General features: G+C 63.4%; 13 protein-coding genes. 6 read left to right on the forward strand and 7 right to left on the reverse strand.

From position 1 onward, the window contains the following. Positions 1–15 precede the first annotated feature (15 nt). Entirely contained in the window at positions 16–168 is a 153-nt protein-coding gene (locus tag TU80_RS31295) for a DUF3309 family protein (RefSeq protein WP_010208879.1), read from the reverse strand. 331 nt (positions 169–499) lie between these two features. Between TU80_RS31295 and TU80_RS04225 the strand changes: the two genes are divergently transcribed. Beyond that, a complete protein-coding gene (locus TU80_RS04225; protein WP_046382578.1) occupies positions 500–1,315 on the forward strand; it encodes an SDR family oxidoreductase in 816 nt (271 codons plus the stop codon). A 170-nt stretch (positions 1,316–1,485) separates the two neighbouring features. After that, positions 1,486–1,683, forward strand: coding sequence for a carbon storage regulator CsrA (csrA, locus tag TU80_RS04230; protein ID WP_017845857.1), 198 nt, complete (start codon positions 1,486–1,488; stop codon positions 1,681–1,683). A gap of 9 nt (positions 1,684–1,692) precedes the next feature. On the opposite strand, the gene TU80_RS04235 is transcribed toward csrA, so the two are convergent. From TU80_RS04235 to mnmC, 5 genes are all read right to left on the reverse strand, one after another. Then, entirely contained in the window at positions 1,693–1,920 is a 228-nt protein-coding gene (locus TU80_RS04235) for a YheU family protein (RefSeq protein ID WP_003236706.1), read from the reverse strand. A gap of 59 nt (positions 1,921–1,979) precedes the next feature. After that, entirely contained in the window at positions 1,980–3,164 is a 1,185-nt protein-coding gene (locus TU80_RS04240) for an osmoprotectant NAGGN system M42 family peptidase (RefSeq protein WP_057003900.1), read from the reverse strand. 75 nt (positions 3,165–3,239) lie between these two features. Further along, positions 3,240–4,985: an N-acetylglutaminylglutamine synthetase gene (gene ngg / locus TU80_RS04245; protein ID WP_057003901.1), complete on the reverse strand. Its 1,746-nt coding sequence runs from the start codon at positions 4,983–4,985 to the stop codon at positions 3,240–3,242. A gap of 3 nt (positions 4,986–4,988) precedes the next feature. Beyond that, positions 4,989–6,761 carry an N-acetylglutaminylglutamine amidotransferase gene (locus TU80_RS04250; protein ID WP_057003902.1) on the reverse strand — a complete coding sequence of 591 codons (1,773 nt, stop codon included), beginning with the start codon at positions 6,759–6,761 and terminating at the stop codon, positions 4,989–4,991. 284 nt (positions 6,762–7,045) lie between these two features. Further along, positions 7,046–9,031 (reverse strand): bifunctional tRNA (5-methylaminomethyl-2-thiouridine)(34)-methyltransferase MnmC2/FAD-dependent 5-carboxymethylaminomethyl-2-thiouridine(34) oxidoreductase MnmC1, encoded by a 1,986-nt coding sequence (gene mnmC, locus TU80_RS04255; protein ID WP_057003903.1) that lies wholly within the window; start codon positions 9,029–9,031, stop codon positions 7,046–7,048. A gap of 141 nt (positions 9,032–9,172) precedes the next feature. On the opposite strand from mnmC, the gene pap reads away from it, so the two are divergent. From pap to TU80_RS04270, 3 genes are all read left to right on the forward strand, one after another. Next, on the forward strand, positions 9,173–10,690 hold the full coding sequence (gene pap / locus TU80_RS04260; protein ID WP_046382583.1) for a polyphosphate:AMP phosphotransferase: 1,518 nt from the start codon (positions 9,173–9,175) through the stop codon (positions 10,688–10,690). A 92-nt stretch (positions 10,691–10,782) separates the two neighbouring features. Continuing rightward, entirely contained in the window at positions 10,783–11,967 is a 1,185-nt protein-coding gene (locus tag TU80_RS04265) for a thiolase family protein (RefSeq protein ID WP_046483950.1), read from the forward strand. Between the two features lie 108 nt (positions 11,968–12,075). Continuing rightward, positions 12,076–13,032, forward strand: coding sequence for a DMT family transporter (locus tag TU80_RS04270; RefSeq protein WP_017845864.1), 957 nt, complete (start codon positions 12,076–12,078; stop codon positions 13,030–13,032). 499 nt (positions 13,033–13,531) lie between these two features. On the opposite strand, the gene TU80_RS04275 is transcribed toward TU80_RS04270, so the two are convergent. Continuing rightward, on the reverse strand, positions 13,532–14,920 hold the full coding sequence (locus TU80_RS04275) for a class II fumarate hydratase (protein ID WP_057003904.1): 1,389 nt from the start codon (positions 14,918–14,920) through the stop codon (positions 13,532–13,534). Between the two features lie 193 nt (positions 14,921–15,113). Between TU80_RS04275 and TU80_RS04280 the strand changes: the two genes are divergently transcribed. Continuing rightward, positions 15,114–15,632 carry a DUF2059 domain-containing protein gene (locus TU80_RS04280; protein WP_010567461.1) on the forward strand — a complete coding sequence of 173 codons (519 nt, stop codon included), beginning with the start codon at positions 15,114–15,116 and terminating at the stop codon, positions 15,630–15,632. The last annotated feature ends 1 nt before the right edge of the window (position 15,633 follow it).

The raw sequence follows: 15,633 nt of genomic DNA on the forward strand, positions 1-15,633 counted from the left end.
TTTTTTGTCCGGCGTTTATATCTTGCCGAGTAACAACAGCACCAGCAGCACCACCAGGACTACGCCGAGAATACCCGATGGACCATAACCCCAGCTACGGGAGTGCGGAAACACTGGCAAACCGCCGACCAGCAGGAGAATCAGGATGATGATTAAAATGAGGCTCATAATTGTATTTCCTTATAGGCCTTCTGCAAGGACCGGTTGTTTAAAGTTAGGCCCGTGGGTTTAATCGCGGACGCCTTAATAACTCCGACTGTGCCGCTTCGCAGAAAATTCCGTGTTTTTTTAAAGCATTTCGAAGACCTGCTTATTTCTTTTAATGCGTCGCTGAATGCCTGCGCTTAGTTGAAAAAGATTGAACTTAGGGCGTGCCGTGGTATCCGACCCGGCCCGTGGTTTGCTCGGGGCATTCATCAATTGGATGGTGCGTGGGTGTAGGAAAAACCTTCGCTACACTGCCGATCACTTCTTCTGTGAACCACAAGGCTATTTTCCTATGCAAAATCGCATGATGATCACCGGTGCCGGGTCCGGCCTGGGTCGCGAAATCGCGCTGCGCTGGGCCCGCGAGGGTTGGCAGTTGGCCTTGTCGGATGTCAGCGAGCCAGGCTTGCAAGAGACTCTCAGGTTAGTGCGCGAGGCGGGTGGCGATGGCTTTGTCCAGCGCTGCGATGTGCGCGACTACAGCCAGCTCACCGCCTTTGCCCAGGCCTGCGAGGTCAAGCTGGGCGGGATCGATGTGATCGTCAACAATGCCGGCGTGGCCTCCGGCGGGTTCTTCGCCGAACTGTCGCTGGAAGACTGGGACTGGCAGATCGCAATCAACCTGATGGGCGTGGTCAAGGGCTGCAAGGCCTTTCTGCCGCTGCTGGAAAAGAGCAAGGGCCGCATCATCAACATCGCCTCGATGGCGGCGCTGATGCAAGGGCCGGCGATGAGCAACTACAACGTGGCCAAGGCGGGCGTGGTGGCGTTGTCGGAGAGCCTGCTGGTGGAACTCAAACAACAGGAAATCGGGGTTCACGTGGTGTGCCCGTCGTTCTTCCAGACCAACCTGTTGGACTCGTTCCGTGGGCCGACCCCGGCGATGAAGGCGCAGGTGGGCAAGCTGCTGGAAAGCTCGCCGATCTCGGCGGCGGATATCGCCGATTACATCTATCAGCGGGTGGCCGAGGGCGAGTTCATGATCCTGCCCCACGAACAAGGGCGGATGGCTTGGGCATTGAAGCAGAAAAACCCGCAGTTGCTGTATGACGAGATGACCGTGATGGCCGACAAAATGCGCGCCAAGGCCCAGGCGATTAAAGGCTGAGCGGGGCACGGTCGTAAATCTCGGAGCGGGGCTCGGCGCAAAAAAATCATGTGGTCTGTCAGGCAAGTTACCTACCGTTGTAGGTGGTGCCTGATTTGACCGCAAGCCGTTGCTGAGCATCACCCAAGCGCGCAAGGTCGGGGTCCTGTCACTCGAAAAGGACAACCGCCATGCTGGTCTTAAGCCGCACCGTAGGCGAAATCATTTCCATCGGCGATGACATCGCCTTGCACATCCTCGAACTCAACGGTTCCCAGGTGAAGTTCGGGGTTCAAGCCCCGGCCGAGGTGTCGGTCCACCGCGCCGAGGTGTACCAGAAGATCGTCGAACGCCAGGACACCGCCAGCCATCCGCTGCCCAATCCCTGAACTGCACCTTCAGTCGAACAGGTGCTTGGGCACGTCGTGCTTGAGCATCAACTGGCATTGCTCGCTGTCGGGGTCGAAGACGATCAATGCCTGGCCCTTGGTCAGTGCCTGGCGCACGCGCAGTACGCGGGTTTCCAGGGGCGTGTCGTCGCCATTGTCGGTGCCGTCGCGGGTCACGAAGTCTTCGATGAGGCGGGTCAGGGTGTCGACTTCAAGTGCGTCGTAGGGAATCAGCATACAAGCCTCTGGGGTTAAGTCCCGGCGATGCTACTGCGCCGGGACCGTTGTTGCCAGTGTCAGGACTTCTGGCCGACCAGGCTGTCCACCGACGGCACGCGGGTATCGCTCTCCATTTGGGTCTCGTACTCGATCTGATGACTGAACCGATCCAGTGACCCTTGCGCCGGTTGCGCGTCGCTGGCGAACACCGGCGGGCTGAGAATGTAAGCGCTCAACAACCGGCTGAGGGCCGCGAGGCTGTCGATGTGGGTGCGCTCGTAGCCGTGGGTCGCATCGCACCCGAACGCCAGCAGGGCGGTGCGGATGTCGTGGCCGGCGGTGACCGCCGAGTGTGCGTCGCTGAAGTAATAACGAAACAGATCGCGGCGCACCGGCAGGTCATTATCCGCCGCCAGGCGCAGCAGGTGGCGTGACAGGTGATAGTCATACGGCCCGCCGGAATCCTGCATCGCCACACTGACCGCGTGTTCGCTGGAGTGCTGGCCGGGGGCGACCGGGGCGATGTCGATGCCGACGAACTCACTGACGTCCCAGGGCAGGGCGGCGGCCGCGCCACTGCCGGTTTCCTCGGTGATGGTGAACAGCGGGTGACAGTCGATCAGCAAGGGTTCGCCGCTGTCGATGATCGCCTTGAGGGCGGCGAGCAGCGCGGCGACACCGGCTTTGTCGTCAAGGTGACGCGCGCTGATATGCCCGCTCTCGGTGAACTCGGGCAGCGGGTCGAACGCCACATAGTCACCGATGCCGATCCCCAGGGAATCGCAATCGGCGCGGGTGGCGCAGTACGCGTCCAGGCGCAGTTCGACATGGTCCCAACTCACCGGCATTTCATCCACGGCGGTGTTGAACGCATGCCCGGAGGCCATCAGCGGCAACACGCTGCCACGGATCACGCCGTTGTCGGTGAACAGGCTGACGCGGCTGCCCTCGGCGAAGCGGCTCGACCAGCAGCCCACCGGAGCGAGGGTCAGGCGGCCGTTGTCCTTGATCGCGCGCACGGCGGCGCCGATGGTGTCCAGGTGCGCCGACACTGCGCGGTCGGGGCTGTTTTTCTGGCCCTTGAGGGTGGCGCGGATGGTGCCGCGGCGCGTCATTTCAAAGGGGATGCCCAGTTCTTCGAGGCGTTCGGCGACGTAGCGCACGATGGTGTCGGTAAACCCGGTCGGGCTGGGAATGGCGAGCATTTCCAGCAGCACTTTTTGCAGGTAGTTGAGGTCCGGTTCGGGAATGGTTCGGGTCATGGAAACTCCTGATGGGTTGAGGGCATCGATGGTTTCGATGAGGGTGGAGCGGCGCCGGCCCAGGCAATACTTCGTTCAGGCGCTGGGCTGACTGTGCGGAAACAACAAATCCACAAACCGTTCTGCCGTTGGCTGCGGTTCATGATTGGCCAGCCCGGCCCGTTCGTTGGCTTCGATAAACACGTACTCCGGTTGATCGGCGGCCGACACCATCAGGTCGAGGCCGACCATCGGGATGTCGAGGGCACGCGCGGCGCGCACGGCGGCGTCGACCAGCGTCGGATGGAGGATGCCGGTGACGTCTTCCAGGCAGCCGCCGGTGTGCAGGTTGGCGGTGCGGCGCACGGCCAATTGCGCGCCACGGGGCAGGATGCTGGAGTAGTCATGACCGGCCGCGTGCAGGGTGCGTTCGGTTTCGGCGTCCAGCGGGATTTTGCTTTCGCCGTCGGTGGCGGCCTGGCGCCGGCGGCTTTGCGCCTCGATCAGGGCGCGGATGGAATGCTGGCCGTCGCCGACCACTTCGGCCGGGCGGCGGATCGCCGCGGCGACCACCTCGAAGCCGATCACCAGGATGCGCAGGTCCAGGCCTTCGTGGAAGCTTTCGAGCAAGACCCGGCTGTCGAACTGACGCGCTGCTTCAATCGCCTGTTGCACCTCTTCGATGGTCTGCAGGTCCACCGCCACGCCCTGGCCCTGTTCACCATCCAGCGGTTTGACCACGATGCGCTGGTGTTGGTCGAGGAACTCCAGGTTGTCGTCGGCGTTGCCCGCCCGCTGTTGCGCCGGCAGTTTCAACCCGGCGCCCTTGAGCACCTTGTGGGTCAGGCTTTTGTCCTGGCACAGGGTCATGCTGATGGCGCTGGTCAGGTCGCTCAACGATTCACGGCAGCGCACGCGGCGCCCGCCATGGCTGAGGGTGAACAGGCCGGCATCGGCGTCGTCTACCTGCACGTCGATGCCACGGCGATGGGCTTCTTCGACGATGATCCGCGCGTAGGGGTTGAACCCCGCCTGCGGGCCCGGGCCGAGGAACAGTGGCTGGTTGATGCCGTTCTTGCGCTTGATCGCAAAGGTGGTCAAGGCACGAAAGCCGAGCTTGGCGTAGAGGCTCTTGGCCTGGCGGTTGTCGTGCAGCACCGACAGGTCCAGGTAGCTCAGGCCACGGCTCATGAAGTGTTCCACCAGGTGGCGCACCAGCACTTCGCCGACGCCAGGGCGCGTGCAGTGCGGGTCGACCGCCAGGCACCACAGGCTGCAACCGTGTTCCGGGTCGTGGAAGGCTTTCTGATGGTTGAGGCCCATCACGCTGCCGATCACCGCGCCGCTGTGTTCGTCCTCGGCCAGCCAATACACCGGGCCGCCCGCGTGGCGGGGCGTCAGGCGTTCGGCGTCGACCGGCAGCATGCCGCGCCCCTGGTAGAGCTGGTTGACCGCCTGCCAATCGGCCGCGGTCTGGACGCGTCGAATACGGAAGCCACGAAACACGCGGGTCGACGGACGATAGTCAGAGAACCACAGGCGCAAGGTGTCGGACGGGTCGAGGAACAGTTGCTGCGGATCGATCCCGAGGATCTGCTGGGGCGCCGCCACGTACAGTGCGATGTCGCGCTCGCCGGCCTGCTCGTTGAGCAGTTCCTCGGCCAGGCTGGCCGGGTCGGGAAACGTGTGGCCGATCAACAACCGGCCCCAGCCGCAATGCACCGCGATCGGCTCGGCGGCCAGTGGGCTGCCGTCTTCGGCCAGGCGCGCTTGCAGGCGCTCGTAGGTCGGCGCCTGGCCTTTGAGCAAGCGTTGGCTGTAAGCCGCTGCGAGAGGTTTCATTGATCAGATTCCTTGTTCGCTGAGCCACAGGTTCAGCGCCGCCAGTTGCCACAGCTTGGAGCCGCGCAGCGGGGTGAGTTGACCGTGTGGGTCGGTGAGCAAGCGGTCGAGCATGGCCGGATTGAACAGGCCGCGGTCCTGGCTCGGGTCCAGCAGCAACTCGCGGACCCAGTTCAGGGTATCGCCTTGCAAATGCTTGAGGCCGGGCACCGGGAAGTAACCTTTCTTGCGGTCGATGACTTCACTCGGGATGACTCGACGCGCCGCCTCTTTGAGGACCTGCTTGCCGCCATCGGGCAATTTGAATTTGCCCGGTACGCGGGCCGACAGTTCCACCAGGCGGTAGTCGAGAAACGGTGTGCGCGCTTCCAGGCCCCAGGCCATGGTCATGTTGTCGACGCGCTTGACCGGGTCGTCGACCAGCATCACCGTGCTGTCCAGGCGCAGCGCCTTGTCTACGGCGGCATCGGCGCCCGGCATCGCGAAATGCTCGCGCACGAAGTCGCCGGCGGCGTCATTGGCGGTCAGCCATTTCGGCGCGACGGTGGCTGCGTAGTCGTCATGGCTGCGATCGAAAAACGCCTCGCGGTACGCCGCATACGGGTCGCTGGCGCCGTCCACTTGCGGGTACCAGTGGTAACCGGCGAACAGCTCGTCGGCGCCCTGGCCGCTTTGCACCACTTTGCAGTGCTTGGCCACTTCCCGTGAGAGCAGGTAAAAGGCGATGCAGTCGTGGCTGACCATCGGCTCGCTCATGGCGCGGAACGCCGCTGGCAGTTGCTCGATGATCTCGCCCTCGGCGATGCGCAGTTGGTGGTGCCGGGTGCCGTAGTGCTTGGCGATCAGGTCCGAGTACTGGAACTCGTCGCCGCGTTCGCCGCCGGCGTCTTCAAAGCCGATGGAGAAGGTCGACAGGTCCTGCACGCCGACCTCGCGCAGCAGACCGACGAGCAGGCTCGAATCGACGCCGCCGGACAGCAGCACGCCGACATCCACCGCGGCGCGTTGGCGGATCGCCACGGCTGCGCGGGTGCTGTCGAGTACGCGCTCGGTCCAGTCTTCGAGGGTCAGGTGCTGCTCATCTTCATGCGGGCCGTAGGGCAGGGTCCACCAGGTTTTCTGCTCGGTGTTGCCGTGGGCGTCGATACGCATCCAGCTGGCTGGCGGCAGTTTTTCGATGCCGGCCAGCAGCGTGCGCGGCGCGGGCACCACGGCGTGGAAGTTCAGGTAATGGTTGAGCGCCACCGGATCGAGCACCGGGTTGATATCGCCGCCCTTGAGCAGGGCCGGCAATGTCGAGGCAAAGCGCAGGCGCTGGCCGGTGCGCGACAGGTACAAAGGCTTCACGCCGAGACGGTCACGGGCGATGAACAGCCGCTGGGCATCGCGCTCCCAGATCGCAAACGCAAACATGCCGTTGAGCTTGGGCAGCAGGGCTTCGCCCCAGGCGTGATAGCCCTTGAGCAGCACTTCGGTGTCGCCGCCGGAATAGAAGGCGTAGCCCAGGGCTTCGAGCTCCTGGCGCAGTTCCGGGAAGTTATAGATCGCGCCGTTGAAGGCCAGGGACAACCCCAGCTGCGCATCGACCATCGGTTGGGCAGAACCGTCCGACAGGTCCATGATTTTCAGGCGTCGATGGCCCAGGGCAATCGGCCCCTGGGCATGGAAGCCCCAGGCGTCGGGGCCGCGTGGGGCCAAGTGATGGGTGATGCGCTCAATCGCAGCCAGGTCGGCAGGTTGGGCATCGAAACGTAGTTCTCCAGCTAATCCGCACATAAATTCCTTACCGGTTTTTCCGTTGGGGAGGGGTCAATACTCAATACGCCCAAAAGGCGCGTACCCAGAAACTGACACACGGCTATCAGTGGAGTTTTAGATCAATCTGTTATAAGGCAAACCGCCTTGACTGTTCGGGCGTGAGCCTGCGCAGCGTGTGGCGGCGGATTTGCGGGTGGTAAATAGGCTTGGCAAATATACAAGTTTTGCGCGGTTTGCCGTTGTGGACCGGCTGTTTGAAGAGGGCCAACAGTGTGTCGCTCGGGCGCTTGACCGCGCCGTTGTTATGACCCGCCGGTGCCGCGAATCAACGCGCGCACGGCGAATCGATTGGGGTGGCAGGCGTCGGCCACGCTTCTGGGCAGCGGCAGGGGTTCATCGTCCAGCCAGGCCGCCAGCAGTTCGGCGCACAGCGGCGCGGTCACCAGGCCGCGTGAGCCGTGGCCGCTGTTGATGTACACGCCGTCGAGCCACGGGCACTCGGCCTCGGGGGGCTGACGGGCGTCCTTGCGCAGCGCGGCGTAGGCCTGGTCGAAGAGGGCGCGATCGGCCAGCGGCCCGATAATCGGCAGGTAGTCCGGGCTGGTGCAGCGGAACCCGGCGCGCCCTTCGAGCTGATCGGCGGCCAGTGTGTCGGCGTTCAAGCGGTGGGCCAGGTCGACGGAGATTTCCTGCAGCATCTCCAGGTTGCCGACATGCTCGGCGACTGTCGGCGTCAGGTCGTCACTCTTGAAGTCGAAGCTGGCGCCCAGGGTGTGCTCGCTGAGGCGCGCCGGAGCCACGTAGCCCTCGGCACAGACCACGGTGGCCAGCGCCTGGCTGTCTGGGGTTTGCGCCAGGCGGGTGATTTGCCCGCGAATGCGCTTGAGGGGCAGCTCGGCGCTGAACGGGAAGCGCTTGATCTCGGCCGCGCCGGCCAGCACCACCACCGTGGCGCTGGCCAGCAGGGTGTCGCCGGCCAGGGCTTGCCATTGCCCGTCGACCCGTTGCAACTCAAGGGCCTCGTGATGCGTCAGCACGTTGATCAACGGGTGCCGGGCTTGCCATTCGCATAAGGCCGGCGGGTGTACCCAGCCCCCTTCGGGGAAAAACAGCCCGCCGTGTTCCAGCGCCACCCCGGCGCGCGCTTGAGCCTGGGCCTGGTCCAACGGCTGCAGCAGGCCGGGCGCAAACGCCGCGGCCAGCTGTGCCTGGCGCTCGGCTTCCTTGGCGTTGAACGCCAGTTGCAGCACGCCGCAACCGTCCCAGTCGACGCCCCGGTGCAGGTGTTCGAGCAGGCGCCGGGTGTGGCCGAACCCGCTCAAAATCAATTGCGAAAGGGCCGTGCCATGGGCCGACAACTTGAGGTACAGCACCCCTTGCGGGTTGCCCGAGGCTTCCTCGGCCAGGCGGGCATGGCGTTCCAGCAGGCTGACGTTCCAGCCGCGCGCGGCGAGGCTGGCCGCCGTGGTGCAGCCGGCCAGGCCGCCGCCGATCACCAGGGCGCTGCGTTCGCCGTGCAGCGGCGCCGGGCGGGCGAACCACGGTTTACCTGCGGCAGGCAACGGCGTCTCGGCCGGCCAGCCGAGGAATTCACCGCGCAGGATTTCCCATTTATGCCCGATGCCCGGCGTGCGCTTCATCTTGAACCCGGCGGCATTGATCAGGCGCCGTACCCAGCCGGTGCTGGTGAAGGTGCTGATGGTCGACCCCGGGGCCGCCAGGCGCGCCAGTTCGGCAAACAGCTCGGCGGTCCACATGTCGGGGTTCTTCGCCGGGGCGAAACCGTCGAGAAACCACGCGTCGATTTGCGCATCCAACTGCGGCAACTGCTCCAGCGCATCGCCGATCAGCAGGGTCAAGGTCACACGGCCGTTATCCAGCACCAGGCGCTGGAAGCCTGGGTGGATGGCGATGTACTGCGCCAGCAATTGCGCGGCGAACGGCTGCAGTTCCGGCCAGAGGAGTAGGGCGCGTTGCAGGTCGGCGTGGCTCAGCGGGTATTTTTCCACGCTGACAAAATGCAGGCGCGCGCCGGCCACCGCGTGTTGTTCGAACAACTGCCAGGCGCAGAGAAAATTCAGCCCGGTGCCGAACCCGGTTTCGCCGATCACCAGGCGCCCGCCCGCCGGCAAGGCGGCAAACCGTGCCTGCAAACGGTTCTGTTCGAGGAACACATAGCGCGTTTCTTCAAGGCCCGACTGGTCGGAAAAGTACACATCGTCGAAGACCCGCGAATGCGGGCGACCTTGGTCATCCCAGTCGATCTGGGCGTGGGTTACAGGGTTCATGGGCGACTCGGCAAAGGCAAGGTGGCCATTCTAGCCGATCAACCGGCAATGAATTGACCCACGGCAAGCGCACGTGGAATTTCCTCCCGCGTGTTGCTGCTCAATCCGCTAGTCTTGAGCGATCTTGAAACGGAGCTGCTCATGTTCGAATCCGCTGAAATCGGTCATGCCATCGACAAAGACACTTACGACACCGAAGTACCGGCCCTGCGCGAAGCCTTGCTGGAAGTGCAGTTCGAGCTGCAACAGCAGAAACGTTTCCCGGTGATCATCCTGATCAACGGCGTCGAAGGTGCCGGCAAGGGCGAGACGGTCAAACTGCTCAACGAATGGATGGACCCGCGTCTGATCGAAGTGCGTACCTTCGACCAGCAGACCGACGAAGAACTGGCCCATCCGCCCGCCTGGCGTTACTGGCGGCAGTTGCCCGCAAAAGGCCGCATGGGGGTGTTCTTCGGCAACTGGTACAGCCAGATGCTGCAAAGCCGGGTGCAGGGCGAAATCAAGGACGCCCGGCTCGACCAGGGCATCGCCGGCGCCGAACGCCTGGAGAAGATGTTCTGCGACGAAGGCGCGGTGATCTTCAAGTTCTGGTTTCACCTGTCCAAGAAACAGATGAAGGCGCGGCTCAAGGCCCTGGCCGACGACCCGCTGCACAGTTGGCGGATCAGCCCGCTGGACTGGCAGCAGTCCAAGACCTACGACAAGTTCGTTCACTTCGGCGAACGTGTGCTGCGTCGCACCAGCCGCGACTACGCGCCCTGGCATGTGATCGAAGGGGTCGACAGCAATTACCGCAGCCTCACCGTCGGCAAGATTCTGCTCGAGGGCCTGCAAAACGCCCTGAGGCAACCCAAGGGCAAAGTCAGCGGGATGAACCCGGCGCCGTTGCCGGCGGCCGTGGACCAAGTGAGCCTGCTCAACAGTCTCGACATGACCCTGAGCCTGGAAAAAGAAGACTACGAAGAGCAGTTGATCACCGAGCAGGCGCGTCTTTCCGGCCTGATGCGGGATAAGCGCATGCGCAAGCACGCGTTGATCACGGTATTCGAAGGCAACGATGCGGCCGGCAAAGGGGGCGCGATCCGCCGGGTCGCCGCGGCCCTCGACCCTCGCCAGTACCGCATCGTGCCGATCGCCGCGCCCACCGAAGACGAGCGCGCCCAGCCTTACCTGTGGCGTTTCTGGCGGCAGATTCCGGCACGGGGCATGTTCACCGTGTTTGACCGCTCCTGGTACGGCCGCGTGCTGGTGGAGCGCATCGAAGGCTTCTGCACCCCGATGGACTCGATGCGCGCCTATGGCGAGATCAATGATTTCGAAGAGCAACTGCGCGATGCCGGAGTGATCGTGGTCAAGTTCTGGCTGGCCATCGACAAGCAGACCCAACTGGAGCGCTTCCAGGCCCGCGAAGCGATCCCGTTCAAACGCTTCAAGATCACCGACGACGACTGGCGCAACCGCGAGAAGTGGGACGAATACCGTGCCGCCGTGGGCGATATGGTCGACCGCACCAGCACCGAGGTCTCGCCGTGGACCCTGGTCGAAGCCAATGACAAGCGCTGGGCGCGGGTCAAGGTGTTGCGCACTATCAACCTGGCGTTGGAGGAGGCGTTCGCCCAGTCCGACAAGCACGACCAGAAAGGCAAGAAGAAGTAGGCCTATAGGCGGGGTGAATGATCATCGCGGTTGGGCGGGCCTGGATTTATTCTCGAGCGCTCTCCCAACAACGACAAGATCGAGGTAGCCCCATGCGTGAAGTAGTGATCGTCGACAGCGTGCGAACCGGCCTGGCCAAGTCCTTTCGCGGCAAGTTCAACCAGACCCGACCGGATGACATGGCGGCTCATTGCGTCAACGCGCTGCTGACACGCAACGGCATCGACCCGGCCACGGTGGAAGATTGCATCGTCGGCGCGGGCTCCAACGAGGGCGCCCAGGGCTACAACATCGGGCGCAACGTCGCGGTGCTGTCGCAACTGGGCACAGGCACGGCGGGGATGACTCTCAACCGTTTCTGTTCCTCGGGCTTGCAGGCGATTGCCATCGCGGCCAACCAGATCGCCTCGGGCTGCAGCGATATCATTGTCGCCGGCGGCGTCGAGTCCATCAGCCTGACCATGAAAAGCGTCAACACCGACAACCTGATCAACCCGTTGCTCAAAGCGCAGGTGCCGGGCCTCTATTTTCCCATGGGCCAGACCGCCGAAATCGTTGCGCGCCGCTATCACGTCAGCCGCGAGGACCAGGACCGGTATGCCCTGCAAAGCCAGCAGCGCACCGCCCAGGCCCAGGCCGATGGCTTGTTCAACGATGAAATCGTGCCGATGGCGGTCAAGTACGCGGTCGAGGACAAGAACAGCGGCGCCGTGCAGGTGCTCGACGGTGTGGTCGAGCGCGACGACTGCAACCGCCCCGACACCACCCTGGCCAGTCTCCAGGGCTTGAAGCCGGTGTTTGCCGAAGACGGCTCGGTGACCGCGGGCAACTCTTCGCAATTGTCCGACGGCGCCTCGATGACCCTGGTGATGAGCCTGGAAAAAGCCCTGGCCCTGGGGCTCAAGCCCAAGGCGTTTTTCCGTGGCTTTGCTGTGGCTGGCTGCGAGCCCGACGAGATGGGCATCGGCCCGGTGTTCTCGGTGCCCAAGTTGCTCAAGGCCAAGGGCTTGCAGGTGGCGGATATCGACCTGTGGGAACTCAACGAGGCGTTCGCCTCCCAGTGCCTGTATGCGCGCGACCGCCTGGAAATCGACAATGCCAAATACAACGTCAACGGCGGCTCGATCTCCATCGGCCACCCGTTCGGCATGACCGGCTCGCGGCAAGTCGGGCACCTGGTGCGTGAGTTGCAGCGGCGTAATCTGCGTTACGGCATCGTCACTATGTGCGTGGGCGGCGGCATGGGGGCGACCGGGCTGTTCGAAGCTGTGCGCTGAGCCCACTGTGGGGGCAGGCCGGCTCCCGCACTTGCACAGTGCCGTATCCCAATCCGTCTACTTGCCCCTAGAATGCCGGTTCCACTTCCTCTGGCTTCTGGGGCACTCATGCACATCTCTTCCGGCCGCTGGGTCTATGGCTTTTGCTTGACCCTGCTGGCCGCGCTGCTCTGGGGCATTCTTCCGGTCAAACTCAAACAAGTGTTGCAGGTGATGGACCCGATCACCGTCACCTGGTTTCGCCTGACGGTCGCCGGCAGTTGCCTGTTCGTCTACCTCGCCGCCGTCAAGCGCTTGCCCAGCCTGCGCGTGCTCGGGCCGCGCCGCGGTTGGCTGGTGGCGATGGCCGTGTGCGGGCTGGTGGGCAACTACGTGCTGTACCTGGTGGGCCTGAACATGCTCAGCCCCGGTACGGCGCAACTGGTGGTGCAGATGGGGCCGATCTTCCTGATGGTCGCCAGCGTGTTTGTGTTTAAAGAGCGCTTCAGCCTGGGCCAGGTGTTGGGCCTGGTGGTGCTGGTCATCGGCTTTGGCCTGTTCTTCAACCAGCGTCTGGTGGAGTTGCTGACGTCCCTGGGCACCTACACCGCCGGGGTACTGACGGTCCTGCTCGCCACTACTATCTGGGTGTTCTACGCCTTGGGCCAGAAGCAATTGCTGACGGTGTGGAATTCGCTGCAGGTGATGATGGTGATCTACCTGTCGTGCGCGGTGTTGCTCACGCCTTGGGCGCATCCGCTGGAGGCCCTGCAACTGAGTCCGCTGCAAGGCTGGCTGCTGCTGGCGTGCTGCATGAACACGCTGGTGGCCTACGGCGCATTTGCCGAGGCCCTGGCCCATTGGGAAGCCTCGCGGGTGAGTGCGACCCTGGCGCTGACGCCGTTGGTGACGTTTGTGGCGGTGGCCCTGGCGGCGTGGTGGTGGCCGGATTTTGTGCAGGCTGAAGAGATCAATGCGCTGGGGTATGTGGGGGCGTTGGTGGTGGTGTTGGGGTCGGCGACCGTGGCGTTGGCGCCGTCGTTGTTTGCGGGGCTCAAGGCGCGGCGGGCGCGGTTGGTGTCTTGATTGGCCCAGGTGTTTTTATCGGGTGTACGCGGGCCTAAGTGTGGGAGGGGGGGTGCTTGCGATGGCGCCCTGACAGCCGATACATATCTAACAGGTTCACCTCGTTCCAAATGTGGGAGGGGGCTTGCCCCCGATGGCGGCCTCTGGGCCGACCATTTTTTTGGGTTGAGTACATATCCGTTTCTTTGGTAACGGCTGCTATAGGTTCCGCTCTTACAGCGGGTCACTTTTGGAAAAGAGCCCCAAAAGTAACCAAAAGGGCTCTTGCCCCACCACTCGGCACCTCGCCTAGGCTCGGTGTGCCCGAACGCAGGTTTGAATCCGTGGGCCGCCGTCATGGGCCATCCATGGCCCAGGACGGCTAACCCGGCGTCCTGCCGGGTTACCCACGGATTCAAACCTGCGTTCGGCCAGCGTGGTTTAACGGGGCGCCTAAGATCAAGATCAAAAGCAGATCAAGAGCAAGAGCAAGAGCAAAGCAAAAGCACGCGCTACGCGCTTATTGTCCGGCCTCCAGCATGTTTTCCGGGCGTACCCATTGGTCGAACTGTTCGTCGGTGAGGTAGCCCAGGGCCAGTGCGGCTTCCCTCAGGGTCAGGCCTTCGGCGTAAGCCTTTTTGGCGATCTGCGCCGATTTGTCGTAGCCGATGTGTGGGTTGAGCGCGGTCACCAGCATCAGCCCGCGTTCCAGGTGCGCGGCCATTTGGTCGGCGTCGGGCTCAAGGCCGGTGATGCAGTGTTCCTGGAAGTTGTTGCAGCCGTCGGCCAGCAAGCGGATCGATTCCAGCAGGTTGTGGATGATCACCGGTTTGTACACGTTCAACTGCAAATGCCCCTGGCTGGCGGCAATGCCGATGGTCACGTCGTTGCCCAGGACCTGGCAGGCGAGCATCGACAGCGCTTCGCACTGGGTCGGGTTGACCTTGCCGGGCATGATCGAGCTGCCCGGTTCGTTGGCCGGCAGTTTGACTTCCGCCAGCCCGGCGCGCGGGCCGGAGCCGAGCAGGCGCAGGTCGTTGGCGATTTTCATCAGGGCCACGGCCAGGGTTTTCAGGGCGCCGTGCAGCGTCACCAGCGGTTCGTGGCCGGAGAGGGCGGCGAATTTGTTGGGTGCGGTCACGAACGGCAAACCCGACAAGGCTGCCAGCTCGGCGGCAATCGCCTCGCCAAAGCCGTGGGGCGAATTGAGCCCGGTGCCGACCGCGGTGCCGCCCTGGGCCAGCTCGCACACCTGGGGCAGGGCGCTGCGGATCGCGCGTTCGGCGTAATCGAGCTGGGCGATGAACGCCGAGAGTTCCTGGCCAAAGGTGATCGGTGTGGCATCCATCATGTGGGTGCGACCGGTCTTCACCAGCTTCATATGCCGCGCCGACAATTCCGCCAGCCCGCCGGACAGGTGTGTGATCGCCGGCAGCAGTCGCTGGTTGACCGCCTGCACCGCCGCGATGTTCATCGCGGTGGGGAAGCAGTCGTTGGAACTCTGGGAGCGGTTCACATGGTCGTTCGGATGCACCGGGCTCTTGCCGCCGCGCGTCTTGCCCGACAGCTCGTTGGCACGCCCGGCGATCACTTCGTTGGCGTTCATGTTGCTCTGGGTGCCGCTGCCGGTCTGCCACACCACCAGCGGGAACTGGTCGTCATGCTGGCCGTCGAGCACTTCGTCGGCGGCCTGTTCGATCAGGCGTGCGATGTCGGCGGGCAGGTCGCCGTTGCGGCTGTTGACCCGGGCGGCGGCTTTCTTGATCAGGGCCAGGGCGTGCAAGACCGCCAGGGGCATGCGCTGCTCACCGATGGCGAAGTTCACCAGCGAGCGTTGGGTCTGCGCGCCCCAGTAAGCGTCATCCGGGACTTGGACTTCTCCCAGGCTGTCGGTTTCGATACGGCTCATCGGGCACACTCCTTCAGGTTCGTTTGCGCAGTTTAGGCCGTGATCGGCCCTGGGGGTTCCATAAAAGCCTTTTCATCGGATTCATCCACCGCAAATCCATGCCTGACAAGGGGTGGGGTTGAGCCATGGCGTTTTTTAGGCGCAGAATGGGCGCCCTTGGGGTCTTACCTCGCCTGCTAGAAAAGGAAACTCGATGACTCGTCTTCGTGCCATCTGTACCGCGGTTGCTCTGGTTTGCGCCAGCGGCCAGGTTTTTGCCGATACCGCCAGCCACAACGCCAGTGCCGAAGCCTTCCTTACCCTGGCCCACGCTGACAAGCTGGGGACCCCGGTGTACATGCAAGTGCAGCAAATGTTCGCCCAGCGTTTCGAACAGACCAAAGCGCCTGCCGCCAAGCAGTCCGTACTGGACAGCTACCAGGCCAAGGCCAACGCCGCCCTGGACCAGGCCATCGGCTGGCCAAAACTGAAACCGGACATGGTCAAGCTCTACACCAGCAACTTCAGCGAATCCGAACTCAAGGATCTGGTTGCCTTCTACCAGTCGCCGCTGGGCAAGAAAGTCCTGGAAAAAATGCCGCAACTGACCCAGCAATCGGCCCAGATGACCCAGGCCAAGCTGGAAAGCGCCGTGCCGGTGGTGAACAAGCTGTTGGAAGACATGACCAACGAGCTGACACCTAAAGCCGCCGCACCGGCCAAGAAGAAGTAAG

Source organism: Pseudomonas veronii (genome assembly GCF_001439695.1).
In the GTDB taxonomy this organism is placed as follows: Bacteria; Pseudomonadota; Gammaproteobacteria; order Pseudomonadales; family Pseudomonadaceae; genus Aquipseudomonas; species Aquipseudomonas veronii.

What these genes read in the sequence shown, in the direction of transcription:
- TU80_RS31295 (WP_010208879.1), bottom strand. Translation starts at nt 168, where the DNA reads ATGAGCCTCATTTTAATCATCATCCTGATTCTCCTGCTGGTCGGCGGT.
- TU80_RS04225 (WP_046382578.1), top strand. Translation starts at nt 500, where the DNA reads ATGCAAAATCGCATGATGATCACCGGTGCCGGGTCCGGCCTGGGTCGC.
- csrA (WP_017845857.1), top strand. Translation starts at nt 1,486, where the DNA reads ATGCTGGTCTTAAGCCGCACCGTAGGCGAAATCATTTCCATCGGCGAT.
- TU80_RS04235 (WP_003236706.1), bottom strand. Translation starts at nt 1,920, where the DNA reads ATGCTGATTCCCTACGACGCACTTGAAGTCGACACCCTGACCCGCCTC.
- TU80_RS04240 (WP_057003900.1), bottom strand. Translation starts at nt 3,164, where the DNA reads ATGACCCGAACCATTCCCGAACCGGACCTCAACTACCTGCAAAAAGTG.
- ngg (WP_057003901.1), bottom strand. Translation starts at nt 4,985, where the DNA reads ATGAAACCTCTCGCAGCGGCTTACAGCCAACGCTTGCTCAAAGGCCAG.
- TU80_RS04250 (WP_057003902.1), bottom strand. Translation starts at nt 6,761, where the DNA reads ATGTGCGGATTAGCTGGAGAACTACGTTTCGATGCCCAACCTGCCGAC.
- mnmC (WP_057003903.1), bottom strand. Translation starts at nt 9,031, where the DNA reads ATGAACCCTGTAACCCACGCCCAGATCGACTGGGATGACCAAGGTCGC.
- pap (WP_046382583.1), top strand. Translation starts at nt 9,173, where the DNA reads ATGTTCGAATCCGCTGAAATCGGTCATGCCATCGACAAAGACACTTAC.
- TU80_RS04265 (WP_046483950.1), top strand. Translation starts at nt 10,783, where the DNA reads ATGCGTGAAGTAGTGATCGTCGACAGCGTGCGAACCGGCCTGGCCAAG.
- TU80_RS04270 (WP_017845864.1), top strand. Translation starts at nt 12,076, where the DNA reads ATGCACATCTCTTCCGGCCGCTGGGTCTATGGCTTTTGCTTGACCCTG.
- TU80_RS04275 (WP_057003904.1), bottom strand. Translation starts at nt 14,920, where the DNA reads ATGAGCCGTATCGAAACCGACAGCCTGGGAGAAGTCCAAGTCCCGGAT.
- TU80_RS04280 (WP_010567461.1), top strand. Translation starts at nt 15,114, where the DNA reads ATGACTCGTCTTCGTGCCATCTGTACCGCGGTTGCTCTGGTTTGCGCC.